A 15113-nucleotide genomic window follows, 5' to 3' on the forward strand; every position below is an offset into this window, starting at 1 on the left:
CCCGCATCGATTCCGAGAGGATTTCAAATGAATGCATCCATAGACAACGTGCTTCGCTATCCCGAAGTCAGGCAGAAGGTTTCTGTCGAAGAGTGGGAGCAGCGTGTCAACCTGGCCGCCGCGTTTCGCCTGTGCGCGAAGTACAAGATGACCGACCTCATCTACGCGCACCTGTCGGCCAAGATCCCCGGCAAGCCGCGCCAGTACCTGATCAATGCCTACGGCCTGTTGTTCGACGAGGTCACGGCCTCCAACCTTGTGACGGTCGACTTCGACGACAAGATCGTGCACGACCCCACCGGCCTGGGCGTGAACCCCTCGGGCTACGTGGTGCACGGCGGCCTGCACAAGGCCCGCGCCGACGTGCAATGCGTGATGCATGTGCACACCATGGCTGGCGGCGCCGTCTCGGCGCAGTCGCATGGCCTGCTCAACCTCACCCAGCATGCGATGCGGTTCCACAACCGTGTGGCCTACAACGATTTCGGTGGCACGGCGACGAACAACGAGGAGGCCGTGCGCCTGGCCCGCGACCTGGGCCGGCACAAGGTCATGATCCTGCGCAACCACGGGCTGCTGACCTGCGGCGACCAGGTGCGCGAGGCCTTCGAGCTGATGCACTACCTCGAGTCGGCGTGCCAGATGCAGATCGGCGCGCTGCCCGGCGGCAAGGTCTTCATCTGCGACGACGAGACCGCCGAGAAGGTGGCGTCGCATTTCGACAAGCCCAACCGGGTGGGCCCGACGAAAGACTGGCCCGCGCTGCTTCGCATGCTCGACCGGATCGACCCGAGCTTTCGCGATTGAGGAGCCAGGTGGACCAGATCAACCTACGAGACATGCAGGCGCTTGCCAAAAAGCGCCTGCCCCGCCTGCTCTACGACTATCTGGACGGTGGCACGCACGACGAGCTCACGCTGAATGGGAACATCGGTGATTTCGAGCGCTTGAAGTTCATTCCGCCGGTCCTGGCCGATGTGAGCCAGGTGGATCTGAGCACCACGATCTTCGGCGAGCGCCTTTCGATGCCCCTGATCCTGGGGCCGGTCGGATCGCTGGGCGTGCTGTCACGCCGCGGCGACATCGCGACGGCACGCGCAGCGGAGGCCTGCGGGATCACCTCCTGCCTGTCCACGACCGCGGTGGCTTCCGTCGAGGAGGTGTGCGCGGCGCGCAAGGAGCCGATCTGGTTCCAGTTGTACGTGATGAAGGAGCCGGGCCACCACGACCAACTGATCCAGCGTGCCAAGGCTGCCAGGTGCAAGGCGCTCGTGTTCACGGTGGACTCGGCCGTCTCGGCGCAGCGCGACCGCGACCTTCGCCACGGCTACAGCTACACGGGCAAGGTGAGGCCCTCGAATCTGCTGGACATGCTCACGCGTGTCGCCTGGATCCGTGACGTGCTGTTCGGGCCGCGCCTGAGCTTCGGCAGCATGCCCGGCGGCAAGAGCAACTACAAGCGGATCATGGCCAAGGCCGGCGGCGGACTGATCGCCAAGGATGTGACCTGGGACACGTTCCGGGAAATTCGCGCCAAGTGGGACGGGCCGCTGGTGATCAAGGGCGTGATGACGCCCCAGGATGCGCTCAAGGCGCTCGGCTACGGCGCCGACGGGATCGTTGTGTCCAACCACGGCGGTCGCCAGCTGGACAGCGCGATTTCCTCCATCATGGCGCTGGGACCGATCGTGGATGCGGTCAACGATCGGGCCGTCGTGATGATGGACGGCGGCATCCGCCGCGGCCAGCACGTGGTCAAGGCATTGGCCATGGGCGCGAAGGCATGCCTGATCGGCCGGGGCTATGCCTACGGGCTGGCGGCGCGCGGGCAGGCGGGTGTGGAGCAGAGCATCGAGATGTTGCGCAAGGAGATGGCGATGACCATGGGCATGCTGGGCTGCCGCGAGGTCGGGGAGTTGCGGCGCGAGCTGCTGCACGACGGGCAGTGGACGTTCTAGCGAGGGAAGGCTGGTAGTGCAATGCACTTCCGGGGAACGGCATGCAATCTCTGGATGCAATAATGCCGCCCATGGTTCAGAAGGCACAACAACCCAGCGCGGCTGCCGACAGCCCCTTGATGGTCAATTCGGTCCAGAAGGCCTTCCGGGTGCTGACCGCGTTCAGCCGGACCGAGCCGCGCCTGACGCTCACCCAGATCGTCGACAAGCTGGGGATCGACAAGAGCACGGCGCAGCGCTTCACCCACACCCTGCTGGTCATGGGCTACCTGGACAAGGATCCGGTGACCAAGATGCTGAGTGTGACGGTGAAGCTGGTGGACCTGGCGCACGTCTACCTCTCGAGCAACCCCCTGATCGCCGCGGCGATGCCCTACCTGATCCACCTGAACGGGGAGACGGGCGAGACGGTCAACCTGACCGTGCTGGACGGCGCCGAGGTGGTGTTCGTCTCCCGCATGGTCGGCAGCCACCTGTTGTCCACCGGCGTGGTGCTCGGCACGCGCCTGCCGGCCTATGCGACAGCCAGCGGCCTGGCGATGATGTCCATGCTGCCCGACCCGGAGATCAAGCGCCTGATCAAGGCCAGCGACCTGCGCGCCTTCACGCCGAAAACGGTCTACGAGCCCGCGAAGATCATGGAGCGGTTGAAGACCGCGCATTCAAAGGGCTACGCGCTCAGCGTGTCCGACTACTTCGCGAACGACATCTCCCTGGGTGCGCCCATCCTGTCGCGCAACGGGCTCGTCCAAGGCGGCATCTCGCTGTCGGTCTCCGGCGACCGCTACACGGCCAAGGAAGCCGAGGCCAAGTTCGCCAAGGTGGTGTCGGCGGCGGCCAAGTCGGTGCTGGTCTGACTGCGGCTGCGGCGCCCCGCCGGAGCGCCCGACAGAGCATCCATCAGGCTATCTGAGCGTCTTCTCGGCGATCGGGCTCCAGCGCGCGTACTCTGCCTTGACGAAGGCATCGAACTGCGCCGCGGCCATGGGCGTGTAGGACGCGCCGTTGGCCTCGACCTGGGCCTTGAACGCCGGGTCGTCGCGCGGGTCGTTCAACGCATCGGACAGCTTGCGGAGGATCTGCGGGGCGGTTCCCCTGGGCGCGAACAGGCCCGTCCACGACAGCGCTTCGAACCCCGCGAAGCCCGGCGTCTCCGCGATGGTGGGCACGTTCGGGAACTGCGGCAGGCGCGTCGCGGTGGACACGGCCAGCAGACGCAAGCGCCCTGACTTGATCAGGGGCGTGACCGAGGAAAGGATGTCCATCATGAAGTCCACCCGGCCGGCCACGAGGTCCAGATGCGCGGGAGAGCTGCCTTTGTAGGGCACGTGCTCGAGCTTCAAATGGGCCATGGCGCCGAACATCTCCACGGCCAGGTGGGTGGTGGAGCCTGCGCCGCCTGAGGCATAGACCAATCCGCCCTTGCGCGTGCGTGCGGCTTCCACCAACTGGGCGACGGTGGAGATCGGCGAACTCGCGGAGACGACAAGCGCATGAGGCGCGCTGGAGAGCAGCGCGACGGGCGCGAGTTCTTTCATGGGATCGAGCTTCAGTTCCGGAAAGAGCGTCTTTGCGGAAATCTGCGTGCCCACGCCGCCGGCGGCCAAGGTATACCCATCAGGCTGCGAGCGCGCCACCATGAGCGTGCCCAACCCGCCTCCTGCCCCGGGGCGGTTCTCGACGATCACATGGGCCGAAAGGCGCTCGGCGATGCGCTGCGCCATCTGCCGTCCGGCGGCATCGGTGCCGCCGCCCGCCGGGTAGGCGACCACGATATGGATGGGCCTGTCGGGGAAGGGCGCACCCTGTGCGAATCCTCGCGGGGCGACACAGAGGGCGGCCGCCGCGGCCACGGCATTGAAAGACCGACGAGAAAGCAGAAGTGTCATTGGGTGACCGGGCGCCCGTCGTGCAGGCGCACAAACGCTCCAAAAATCTAGCATTGATGCGCAGCGCGCACAAGAAAGCCGGCATCGCAGTCCACCCGCAGGCACTGCGCATCTCCGAGTTGGATCTGCGCGCCTTGTGCGGATCGATGGTCACAAATATACTGCATAGCACTCCCAAATATTGAAATTCAATACTTCGAATGTCTACTGCCGACTTCCTCCTCCATCTGACCGACACGGACATCAACCGCCTGGACCTGGATGTTCGAAGTGTCCGGGGCGCCATTCACAAGGCTTTTCTGGCCTACAGCAAGGGCGAATTGCAGACACAGCCCAAGACATCCATTGCCATCGGGCCGGGACATGCGTTCCAGAGCCTGGTCGCTGTCGATGCCCATCGCGGGTTCGCGGCCCTCAAGTGGGTGGGCATGGTGCCCCCCGGGGGGGCTGCGGCCGTGAACATCAACGCGAGCATCCTCCTGTCGGACACGGCAAGCGGGCAACTGCGCTGCCTGCTGGATGGCCGGCGTGCCACCGCACTGCGCACGGCCGGCATGACCGCAGTGGCCGCGCAGCACCTGGCGCGCGAGGACAGCACGAGCATCGGATTGGTGGGCGCGGGTGTGCAGGCCGAAAGCCACCTGGTTGCGCTCAAAGACCTGCTGCCGGCGCTGCGAACCGTCTACATCCACAGCGGCACCTCACCCACGGGCGAGCGGCTGGCCGAGCGCGCTCGCGCACTCGGCTTCGAGGCCACGGTCACCGGCGCACGGGAGACCCTCTCGCAAAGCGACGTCGTCGTCACCACGGTGCCGATCGGCCCTGGCTTCGAGCCGTTCCTGGAGGCGTCGTGGATCCGGCCTGGCGCCTTCGTCGCCGCGGTCGATCTGGCCCGCTCGTGGAAGCACGAAGGATTGCGCGATGTTGACCTGACGGTGGTCGACGAAGAGGCGATGAAGCACTACGCCAAGCCGGGCAACCTCGTTCCCGCCCTGGACCATGCCGATGCGACCTTGGCAGACCTGGTGGGTCAGCGCCATGCCGGGCGCGAGGACGACCGGCAGCGGGTCATGCTGTTCAGCAGCGGCTCGGCGGTCGCCGACCTGGCCATTGCGATACTGATCTACGAACGCGCCGTTTTCGCCGGCATCGGCACCCGGCTCGACGCTTGAAAGGCGGCGCGGCCGCTGCGGCCGGCGAGGGCTGCGAACGTCGACTCCAGCCCTGCGTCCTCCGCGCCATCGCCAAGGCCGCGCCCCGGCCCGAGCGGCTGACCGGCTCCCCCCCGCAGTAGCGCCTGGCGCGAAGCACGCGATGCCGTGCTGTGCGCACTGTTGCGCTGTTGCGCGCACCCGGCGACGCAGCCACGCACTTCTGTCGGGGCGCCGAACCCCGCCGGCGCGCACGTGTGCGCCGTGCTTCGTGTCTTCCGTTGAGCTTCACGGGGCGTGGAACTCTTTCCCCGTTTGGAGTCAACGACTTACGCGCGGATCAATCATTGAGGACGGAGCCGCTGTTTCACTCAAAATGGAATTCCCCGGGCTTTGCCTCACTGATTTTGGAATTCAACGGCTAAATTGCTGCGTCCGCCGGCGCTAGTCACTGCGGCGCGACGCCAAAAGACCGCCATCCGCCAACATCAGTCGTTCACTGTCCATTCCCGATGAAGATGAGCCGTGTGGAGAAGATGTTCTCCCTGCGGCGCCATCGGTCAACTGCTATGGCGCTCAGAAGCGCAGTTTGTTCACAAGCGAGCATGCACAGCATCATGTGGATTGGGGCCGACTTCAATGCTTCTGCTGCTCCATGTCGAAAGGCGTGATGGAGCGAAGGCGGTCGAACCGCAGTTCAACCTCGCCACACCACCCGAGGATCAGCGTGATCATGCGACGCACCCCCTGTCCATCCTTCACCCGTCCCACAAGGTCGATCGGCGTCTGTTTCCCGAACGCCAGGCCGAGCTGGACCAGTTGCTGATGGATCACCGAGGCCTGGCCCGTCACGGCTCCGACATCCCAGCTGTCCCGTGCGCTCACCACAATCCGGCTGAGCTGAGCTAGCGGCTCGCGGACAACGTTGCGCTGCAGCAAAGTGGACGTGCGGATCTCAATGTAGGGCTCGCCGCTTTGCGGATCCACGAAAAAGCGCGTTTCGCGCAGCCGCCCGCCAAACCAGCGCATCCGCATCAGCTTGCACCCCAGCCAGCACATGAAGGCGCCTGTGGCGACCACAGCCAACGTCAGGGCGACAAACAGCGGCCAGTGGTACCAGGCATCGAACGGCTGGTGCGCAAGCGCAACAACCATCATCGGCATGACCAAGAGCATCGCCAGCCCCATGAGCAGGACGCCCAGGCCCAGGAGCCACCACATGAACCGACTGAAGCGGACGTGGCGCGGAAAAAGCCGCAGCTCGGTTCCCCGGGGCTCGCAGGTGTAGCCCGCCTCGAACAGGAGGCGGTCCGGTGCAAGCACGCTTGCCAGCATTGCAACCAGGCCAAGCACACCCAGTGGCAGAGCGGCCCAGACGGTCAGTGTTTCCGCGACGAGAGAAAGATCCTTAATCATGGGTGGGCTTGTCGTTGCTTTGGCTTGTGGTGCACAGGAGCACTTTGGCGCGTGCAGCATACCCAAGACGGGTGGGCTGGCCGTCGGTGCCTTGTGGAGCTGGGGACGGGGGGCGCTTGCGCGAGTCGCTTTGTGCCGGGCCTACGACCCGGCAACGCTGTTCACCAATGAGTTCCTCGACCCGGCCGTGCGGATGTCGGGGAACTGAGGCCACCCGCCACGGCAGGCTGCCGTGGAAAACCCCCCGCCGCTATTCGTAGTGCAGCGTTCCCAGCTGCACGCGGCGCGGCGGACCATCGTGCCGAGAGGGCGCCTCGTCCTCCAAGTCGGCAGCCGCTTCTTCGAGCGCGCTCCCAACGTCTTCGAACGCCGGCAGCAGTGCCGAGCGGATGCGGCGCAGCGCCTTTGCATCGCACACGTCGGCCAGGGCGCTGACGGCCGTGGACCGAACATGCGGGTCGTTGTCCTCGAGGCTGGCCACCAGATGCGACAGCACTTTCGATGGGGTCAAGAAGCTCAGCGCCCACACGGCCCGCCGGCGGACAGGCGCCCACCCGTCGTCCAGCAGCGCCGCCAGCGGCGCGATGGCCCGATCATCCGCAAGGGCCGCCAGCGCCAGCGCCGCCTCGCCGCGCACATCCTCGTCGTCGTCGCCAAGGAGCGCCAGCAATGGCGTCATTGCACGCGGATCGGGTCGCTCGCCCAGCGCCTGCGCGGCCGCCGCACGGACACGGCCACTCCTGTCCTGGACCAGTCCGATCAGCACGGGCAACGCGTCGGCGCCCCCTCGGCGCGCGAGGGCCTTCGCCAAGTCGCACTTGGCAAAGGGGTCGCCATCGGGGGCGGCCAGGCAGGCCAGCACTTCGGGAGGTATCGGCCCGTCTTTCGGCAGCACCAGGAACCTTGCGGCCGTTCTTTGCACGTCGGTATCTGAATGGGCCAACCCCTCCAGAAGCAGCTTCTCGCCGGCGATGGGGTCGATCCTGGCGATGGCTTCCAATGCCGTTTCGAGGGGCACCTCTTTGTCGTCCTGCGCGGCCTGAATCAAGAAAGGCAGCGCACGCGGATCCTTCAGGCTGCCCAGCCCGCTTCTGGCCGCTTCCCTCACGCTGCACTCGGTGTCCTTCAATGCGGCGCACAGCGGTTCCAGGGCCAGGCTGCTGTCGGGGACTTCCGGGTCCACGAGCGCGTCCAGCCCTTGCGCCGCGGCTTCCCGGGTCTCGGCGTCGGCGTCTTGCAATGCCACGCACAGCGTCGGCAGCGCGGCGAAGTCCTGGGTGTTGCCGAGCGCGCGCACTATCTCCGAGCGAACTTCGGAAGAGGTGAGCTCGTCGTTGAATGCGTCGATCAAATGGGCTGTCGCGCCGGCATGCCTGAGGTTGCCCAGCGCGGAAGCCGCGCCGCCTCGCACCTCCGCGTCAGAGTCGCTGCGCAGCAGCTCCGCCAGAGCGTCGACGGCTTGCCAAGCATCGAGTGTTCCCAAGGCGCCGATGGCTTCCTTGCGCACGTCTGCAGCCTGGTCAGCCAGCAGCGCCACCAGCGCGGGAACCGCTTCGGCGGATGAATACCGCAAGGCCCGCGCCGCGCTTTCCCGCACGCCCGCCGACGCGTCGGACAAGGCTCGAACCAACGCCGTGACGATCGCCGGCGTCTCGCTGGTTTGATGCTCGCCCAAGGCGCAGGCAACGGCGCTTCGCACGACCGGGCTTTCGTCGTCGAGTGCTTGGATCAAGTCGTCGATCGCGCCCTCGGGCTTCGATTGCTCCAGGGCCAGAACCGCGCACGCCCGGACCTCCGGTGCCGGGTCGTGATGCAGGCAGCGAGTCACCGCCGCGAGTGCATCGTTCGTCATGTGCGACCCGAGCGCAAGGACCGCCTCCTTGCGCACGTCGGGGCTCGCATCGCTCAGGGCTGCGAGAAGGGTAGGAGGGGCTGGTTCGATGTCTGTCATGCCAAAAAGTGGTTGCTCGAATTTCCGCTTCGCGAACGCTGCGTGGAGTATCAGGCCTTCGCCAACAACAGCATCAAGCCGCTGAACAGCCGGGCGACATCGTCGTTGCAAGGTGCGCTGTGCGCCAGGCGCACGTTCATCGCAAAGCCGTCGAAAGCCATGAGGACGAGGTTGGCCAGCATGTCGCTCTGTGCCACCGGGATGTCGAGGCATTCCCCCGATACATCCTGCCACACGGGCCTGGAAGAACTGCCGCAGTTCCGGGCTGTAGTCGCCATTGCCGCTGCTGGAGGAGACCGCCTGCATCACATTGTTCGTGAAGCCGTTGTTCTCGCGGGGCAGGGCGACCCGGTGGTCCACCGTGATGTCGGTCGCCACGCCGTCGTGCCGCACGCGCTTGAAGGCGGCCACCAGGTCCGCTTCGCTCTCCAGTTCGCAGGCCAAGTGATTGAGCCCGGCGTGCAGGCCGATGCTGCCGGGCAACTGCAGCAGGCCGTCCTCTCCATAGCGGTCGACACCGTTGGTCTTCTGGATCATGCCCAGGTCGTGCGGCGTATGCCCGGTGCCGAGGAAGGTGGCGACGAGGTCCGGCTCGGTGAAGTCCACCTTCAGTCCGCACACGTCGCGCTGGTGCTGCGCTCAAAGTTGTCCCAGGCGCGAAGGATATTCATTTCGGCCTCCAGCTGCTGTTTGACTGATTCGTCGCGCGGGCGCCCTGTGTAGGCACGTCGCATGCCCTCAGCCGTGCGCGGCATGTTGGCGGGTCGGGTGATGGTCCAAGGGTTGGACGGAAGATCCGGATTCATGAATCGATTGCCTGCGCTTCTGGGGCCACGGGTCGCGGGTTAACATCCCGGCCCCGATGCCCAAGACCTGCACCTCGGCTCCGACGCCGGCGGCAGCAGCGCTGCAGTGATTTACACGCTGATCGGCTCCGCCAAGCTCAACGTCGCCAACCGCGAGGGGGTGCTTTCGCGGTGCCGTCCCCGCTGCGGGCGGCAGCCGGACAGTGGCTGATGCCCTGCGCTTCTTCTTACGTGACATCTTCCGAAAGTCGGACTTTCGCCCTGGCCAGTTGCCAATACTCAAGCGTGGCCTTGCTGGACTTCCGTTCGCGCAGCACTGGCGGGCACAGGGCGGTGCTCAGCGAGCGAGGCTCAGCGCGAAAGGCTTGAACCCGTACCGCCGCAGCACGTGCGGCACCATCAGCATCAGGGCCTCGGTGGCGCGCGCGCTCGCAATGTCGCCCAGGTCAACAATCCAGTCGGCCGGCCAGCCCAGGTCACCGAGCAGCGCGACCACGGTCGCCTTCGCGCCTTCGTCGTTCCCCGAGACAAACACGCTCGCAGGCACCGACAGACTGCGTGGGTCGGCCATCACGCTGAACAGCATGGTGTTCAGCGTCTTCACGACGCGCGTGCCGGGCAATGCCTGCTGGAGGCGCTCGCCGAGGCTGCCCTCGGTGTAGAGCAGCCCGGCCGGCATGCCGTCGGCGCCGCGCGCCGAGGCGTTCGAGATGTCGATGAGGATCTTTTCTTCGAGCTCGGCGCGCAGCTCAGTCAGACGCGCGAGCGCGCTGTCGCCCGGTGTCGCGTTGACGACGATCTGCGCGCCGCCAGCGGCCGCGCGGGTGTCCATGTGGCGCACCGCAGGTCCGCTCCACTTTGCGGCGGCTGCGACCGGGTCGCGCGAGCCGATGGCGATGTCATGGCCGCTTGCGGCGAGCTTGCCCGCGAGTGCGCCGGCGACGCGGCCCGAGCCGAGGATGGAGATGTGGTTCATGGATTTCCGTTGAGCGTGGAATGACAGAAGGTGAAAGGTATGGGAGCGAGCCTCAGGCGACGACGGAAAGCGCTTGCACGGCCTCGCGCTGCAGCCCCGGCGCGGCGGCCAGGAAGTCCTCACTGTCCAGGCGCCAGGGCTTTCCGCGCAGGTCGCTGACCGCGCCGCCGGCTTCCTCGACAAGCAGGGCGCCCGCCACCAGGCCCGAGCGCACATTGCTGTGCTGCCAGAACGCATCCATCTGCCCACCGGCCACCATCGCCAGCTGGAAGGTCGCGGGCACTGTCACGCGCACCACCAGGGCTGCTTCCAGCATCGCGGTGACCGATTGGCCGATGCGGCGGTAGGTGTCGCTGCTTTCGCCGGGGCGCGCCTGGCCGGTGGCCACCATGGCGCTGCGCAACTCGGTCTTGGCCGATGGGCGAAGCGGCACGCCGTCGACGAAGGCGCCGCCGCCGCGCACGGCGGTGTAGGTTCGCCCGGTGAGTGGCACATGCGCGACGGTCAGCACCGGAACGTTGTCGCGGACCAGCGTGGCCGTCACCCCCCAGTCCGGCTGGCCGTGCACATGGTTGATGTTGCCTTCGACCGGATCGGTGATCCACCACTCGCCCGGCGGCAGGGCTCCGCCTTCGAGTTCGTCCTCGACCCAGCCTGCGCCGGGCCGTGCAACCCGAAGCGCATCGCGCAGGCAGTCCAGCGATGCAGAGTCGTTGGCGTGGATGGCCGTCACGACGTCGTCGAACGTGGCGAGCGGCGCGGTGTGGCCGAAGCGCTCGAGCAACCGGGCGCCGGCCGCATGAACGGCGGCGATGACCGCGGGCAGCAGCAGGTGGTCGGTCGTCGGGGAAGTGGTTTCTGCGGGCATCGAAGCTCCCTGCTTGTTCAATGCGGCGGACCATATCAGTTAACCTCAAGTGCATCTTTGGTAAGAATGGAGTTACCTGAATGCAACTGGATCTAAACCTCTTGAGTGCACTCGATGCCCTGCTCGAAGAGGGCAGCGTGGCCGGCGCGGCGGCGCGCATGCATGTGTCGGCACCGGCCATGAGCCGCACGCTCGGGCGCCTCCGCCGTGCCACCGGCGACCAGATCCTGGTGCGTACCGGCTGGACCATGACGCCCACACCGCATGCGATTGCAGTTCGCAGCGAGGTGCATGCCCTGGTGCAACAGGCAAACGCCGTGCTCTCACCGCAGCGCCCGTTGGATCTGGAGCAACTCGAACGCACCTTCACGCTGCAGTGCCATGACGCCATCGGCACGGCGATCGGCCCCGCGCTGCTGGCCATCGTGCAGGCCCAGGCACCGGGCGTGGCGCTGCGCCTGCTGGCCGAAGCCGCCACCGACACCAACGACCTGCGCCACGGCCAGGTCGATCTGGAGATCGGTGCGGCCGCGCCGTCTCAGCCCGAAATCCGCCACGAGACCATCGGCGAGGACCGCTTGGTGCTCGCCGTGCGCAGCGGTCATCCGTTGGCGAGCGGCAAGGCCGACCTTGCGCGCTATGCACGTGCACAGCACCTGACGGTGTCGCGCCGCGGTCGTCTCAGTGATCCGGTCGACAAGGCGCTGGCCGCGCTGGGCCTGCGCCGGCGCGTGGTCGCTTCGGCGCCCACGAGCACGGCTGCCCTGCTGCTCGTGCGGCAGAGCGATCTGGTCGTGGTCGTGCCCGAGCAGATGTGCCGTTCGGCTGTCATTGCACTGGGGCTGCAGACCTTGCCCCTGCCGCTCAAGATGACTGCGGTGCCCGTGCACCAGGCGTGGCACCAGCGCTACGACACCGACAACGCGCACAGCTGGTTGCGCGCGCAGGTGCGCGAGGCCACGCGCACGGTGTTCGACGCAGACCACCCTGCGCGCAGCGGGGTGCGCAAGCCACGCGCCCCACGTACCTCCTGAGGGGCGCTGGATGCGGGTCCCCTTGAGGAAATGCAGGTACAGGAGCGCCTGACATCGGGGCGTCATGGCGATCGCGTCGAGATTGTTCTTGGGCTGGTATCCCAATGCGGTTGGCCATTCGCCTGCAGCGCGCACGTCTAACCGCCGTGGGCGTTGGCAGGGCGCCAGGTCAACTTAAAACAGATTTTGCTGCGCGTCCGATCACTTGACTATCGGCGCATTCGCTCGCGGCCAAATGTCATGGCCTCGAACACGCCATCCCTTCGAATCCAAGCATGAAGCAGTGCGGCGGCGAGGTGCAGCAAAAACAACGCGAACAAAATGAAGGCAAGCGCCCTGTGGGCGGCCCACAGCATGCTGTGCAACTCGGCGCTGGGTGGAGCGATCGAGGGCAGCCGAATTCCGGCTAAGAAGACGGGATAGTCCGCGGCTGACAACATGGACCAACCCAGCAGCGGCATCGCGATCATCAGCACATAAAACGCCACATGCGACAACCTTGCCGCAAGCTTCATCGGCTCGCTCATGCTCGCCGGCAACGCCGGTGCCCCACTGCGCCAGCGCACGGCGAGACGCAGCAGCGACAACACAAGGATCACAACGCCCAGCGGCTTGTGGATGCTCACCAAAACCAGATATGCGCTATCGACGGTGGACATCATGCCCACACCGATGAACAGCATTGCGAGTATGCCAACCGCCATGGCCCAGTGGAGCACACGTTGCAAAACGGAAAATTTCATGCTGGGACGGCTCATGGCTTGCCTTCGGTCTGCGTACGCGGATAGTGTTCCGACTCAGCAGTGCGGCGGTCATAGGACACGGCATATGCAGCCGATCGCGCTGCCGGGAACGGATCGTCGGAGGTGTGAATTCCCTCCGGCAGCACAGTGGGGTCGAAATTGATGTCGCGACATGCTCCGTCGGCCTCGGGAACGATCTTTGTGACCACCAGCATGCCCGCATCTATCTGACGACGATCTTCGGGCCAGACCTGAGTCGGATCAGCGGTGGGATCGCCCGGATTGGCAAGGATCAGGACCAGCTTCCATTTCTGGGGTGCGGCAGCGGTCCGTTCGGTAATTTCCTTGAAGAGGAAGTCAGGGTCACGCTTCTTCAATTCTTCCGGGGGCACCGGCACCGCGGCCGCCGTGGGAATGAACGACCACCGAACAACCTGAGTACGACCCTGCGCGTTCGTAAACACGAAGCTGTTGAGGCTGTTGAAGCGATCCTCCGCGTAGGATTCCGCATATGGAGCCGTGCCTGCCCATGCCCCGAATGCGCGCAACGCTGGGTGACTTGCCGCGAATTGCTTGGCCGCAGCAGGATCCTGTTTGTTCGCAGTAGCCCGCTGAAGCGCGTAGAAATCACTGGGCGTGGCGACTGGAAAAAGCGGCGCATTGATCATTGCGGTGCGCCACTCCTGGCCATCTGCCGCCTGTATCCGCAGGCTCAGGCCACGCACACGGCCGGTGCCATCCGCCATGGACGGAATCGGGCCGGCGAGATTGAATCGCCCGGTGACGGGATAGGTGCCGACCTTGAACAAGGGCGCCCGAGAAATGGCAACAGCCTCGCCATTGGCCTCAAAACTTCCGGCAAAGCAGATGCCTTTTGCATGGTTGCGCCGGTATCCCTTGATGGGTCCGCCAGCAGGAGCGAGCGAGTCAACCATCTTTGTTGGTGTCAGACGCGCAGGCGTCAACCACCCGGCCGCATAGGCGAAAGCGCAAGAAGCAGCCATGACCAAAATGATGATCGCTGCAAGGCGAACGCTGATCGGCATAGCCGACGCTGTTCGGCCCCAGACCGGAATGGCCAGTCCACCGACGATGGCCCCGAGACCTATGCCGGCGTTTGCGGCCGACACGTTCAGCGTACCGGCCAGGGCCTTGGCATGAGAGGCCGCCTTCATCACACGGATCTGGCAGACCGGATACAGCGCCGTGTTGGCGACGCCCCAGATCGCCAGTGCAAGGCAGAGCCAGAACCGATCCGATGCAAAGTCCATGCTCGCAGCCATGCCGATGGCCAGCAACATGCTGAAAAGTGCGGTCGCACCGAGCGGACGGCTGTCCACCCACCGGCCGCCCAACCAGTTGCCGAACAGGCCGACCGCTCCAAAGCCCATCAGCCACCAGCCAACTTGAGCTTTTGGCACGAGGGCGGCATTTTCCAGTGTGTCGGCGAGGTAGGTATATGCGGTGAACATCGCAGTGAAAACCAGCACCGAGAGTGCCACGTTGGCAACGAATACCGGATCGCGCAGGATGCGCAGTTGTTCGCTGATGCGCAGACGTTGCTGCGAGCGCACGGAAGGCATCCAAGAATGTGGCCATGAACCCCTGACCGGTGGTTCCTCTTGCAAAAACAGCAACGGGGGCGAAGAGAGAGTGTTCAGGACTCCGAATCCTTAGGCCCTCTCCGCTTCAATGCGTGAGGGTGGTGCCGGCTGAAATGATCGCGGGTGGCGGCCTCGACCGCCGGCAGGTTTTCATGAAGGCGTCGCAGCAGGTCCAGCAGCACCTTGCGCTCGGTCGCCGACAGGACCGACAAGAAAGCCCGCTCGCGTTCCATGGCGATGTCCCGGATTTGGTCGTGCACAGCGCGGCCGGCCGGCGTCAGCGTCGCGATGCGGGCGCGTCCGTCCTGAGGATCGAGACCGAGTTCGATGAAGCCGCGCGCTTGCATGGTTTTGAAGCAGCGGCTCATCGAGGCCTTGTCCATGCCGATGATGCCGCAGGCCTTCTGTGCCGAGATCGAGCCTTCGATCGCCAGCAGCACCAGCACCCGCCAGCTCTCGATGCCGACGTCGAAGGCGGCGAGGTAGGCCTGGGAGGCACCGCTCGACAGCTTGTTGGCGATCCAGGTGAGATAGGCGGGGGCGTAGTTGTCGAGATTGATCACATCATCTGCCGCGGCCTTCGAGGCGGTCTTTCGCGCGGATGGGGTCTTGGTACGAGGCATCGGAAGAGAACCAGAGTTGCTGTCGCCACTGTAGCTTCCCCCGCGGGCCGCAACGGGGTCGGCATTCACGATGGGACGCGCCGCGGACTCACCG

Annotated in this window: 14 protein-coding genes; 5 read left to right on the forward strand and 9 right to left on the reverse strand. The window is 65.6% G+C overall.

Annotated features, from left to right (window positions below; genetic code table 11):
- The first annotated feature begins 27 nt into the window (after positions 1-27).
- The 3 genes from AB6807_RS31625 to AB6807_RS31635 all read left to right on the forward strand — a co-directional run bounded on the left by AB6807_RS31625 (position 28) and on the right by AB6807_RS31635 (position 2815).
- Positions 28-807 carry a class II aldolase/adducin family protein gene (locus AB6807_RS31625; protein ID WP_371087669.1) on the forward strand — a complete coding sequence of 260 codons (780 nt, stop codon included), beginning with the start codon at positions 28-30 and terminating at the stop codon, positions 805-807.
- 8 nt (positions 808-815) lie between these two features.
- Positions 816-1958, forward strand: coding sequence for an alpha-hydroxy acid oxidase (locus AB6807_RS31630; protein ID WP_371087670.1), 1143 nt, complete (start codon positions 816-818; stop codon positions 1956-1958).
- A 71-nt stretch (positions 1959-2029) separates the two neighbouring features.
- Complete coding sequence (locus tag AB6807_RS31635; protein WP_371087671.1) at positions 2030-2815, forward strand: IclR family transcriptional regulator; 786 nt, start codon at positions 2030-2032, stop codon at positions 2813-2815.
- 48 nt (positions 2816-2863) lie between these two features.
- Here the strand turns inward: AB6807_RS31635 and AB6807_RS31640 are convergent, their stop codons facing one another.
- A complete protein-coding gene (locus AB6807_RS31640) occupies positions 2864-3847 on the reverse strand; it encodes a Bug family tripartite tricarboxylate transporter substrate binding protein (RefSeq protein WP_371087672.1) in 984 nt (327 codons plus the stop codon).
- A 200-nt stretch (positions 3848-4047) separates the two neighbouring features.
- Between AB6807_RS31640 and AB6807_RS31645 the strand changes: the two genes are divergently transcribed.
- Entirely contained in the window at positions 4048-5019 is a 972-nt protein-coding gene (locus AB6807_RS31645; protein WP_371087673.1) for an ornithine cyclodeaminase family protein, read from the forward strand.
- Positions 5020-5634: 615 nt separating this feature from the next.
- Here AB6807_RS31645 and AB6807_RS31650 read toward each other — a convergent pair.
- From AB6807_RS31650 to AB6807_RS31670, 5 genes are all read right to left on the reverse strand, one after another.
- On the reverse strand, positions 5635-6414 hold the full coding sequence (locus AB6807_RS31650) for a hypothetical protein (RefSeq protein ID WP_371087674.1): 780 nt from the start codon (positions 6412-6414) through the stop codon (positions 5635-5637).
- Between the two features lie 250 nt (positions 6415-6664).
- A complete protein-coding gene (locus AB6807_RS31655) occupies positions 6665-8971 on the reverse strand; it encodes a HEAT repeat domain-containing protein (protein WP_371087675.1) in 2307 nt (768 codons plus the stop codon).
- Positions 8972-8973: 2 nt separating this feature from the next.
- Positions 8974-9171, reverse strand: coding sequence for a hypothetical protein (locus AB6807_RS31660; RefSeq protein ID WP_371087676.1), 198 nt, complete (start codon positions 9169-9171; stop codon positions 8974-8976).
- 337 nt (positions 9172-9508) lie between these two features.
- A complete protein-coding gene (locus AB6807_RS31665) occupies positions 9509-10147 on the reverse strand; it encodes an NADPH-dependent F420 reductase (protein ID WP_371087677.1) in 639 nt (212 codons plus the stop codon).
- A 52-nt stretch (positions 10148-10199) separates the two neighbouring features.
- The gene (locus AB6807_RS31670; RefSeq protein ID WP_371087678.1) at positions 10200-11015 is read right to left on the reverse strand and encodes an inositol monophosphatase; all 816 of its coding nucleotides are present in this window, start codon (positions 11013-11015) and stop codon (positions 10200-10202) included.
- Positions 11016-11095: 80 nt separating this feature from the next.
- Between AB6807_RS31670 and AB6807_RS31675 the strand changes: the two genes are divergently transcribed.
- A complete protein-coding gene (locus AB6807_RS31675; RefSeq protein WP_371087680.1) occupies positions 11096-12049 on the forward strand; it encodes a LysR family transcriptional regulator in 954 nt (317 codons plus the stop codon).
- A 209-nt stretch (positions 12050-12258) separates the two neighbouring features.
- On the opposite strand, the gene AB6807_RS31680 is transcribed toward AB6807_RS31675, so the two are convergent.
- The 3 genes from AB6807_RS31680 to AB6807_RS31690 all read right to left on the reverse strand — a co-directional run bounded on the left by AB6807_RS31680 (position 12259) and on the right by AB6807_RS31690 (position 15019).
- On the reverse strand, positions 12259-12807 hold the full coding sequence (locus AB6807_RS31680; protein ID WP_371087681.1) for a cytochrome b: 549 nt from the start codon (positions 12805-12807) through the stop codon (positions 12259-12261).
- Positions 12804-14366, reverse strand: a complete 1563-nt coding sequence (locus tag AB6807_RS31685; protein WP_371087682.1) for an MFS transporter — start codon at positions 14364-14366, stop codon at positions 12804-12806. The genes AB6807_RS31680 and AB6807_RS31685 overlap by 4 nt, the downstream gene beginning before the upstream one ends.
- Positions 14367-14449: 83 nt before the next feature.
- Positions 14450-15019, reverse strand: a complete 570-nt coding sequence (locus AB6807_RS31690) for a MarR family transcriptional regulator (RefSeq protein ID WP_207786853.1) — start codon at positions 15017-15019, stop codon at positions 14450-14452.
- Positions 15020-15113 lie beyond the last annotated feature (94 nt).

This window comes from Variovorax sp. RCC_210 (assembly GCF_041355175.1).
Classification (GTDB): domain Bacteria; phylum Pseudomonadota; class Gammaproteobacteria; order Burkholderiales; family Burkholderiaceae_C; genus Variovorax.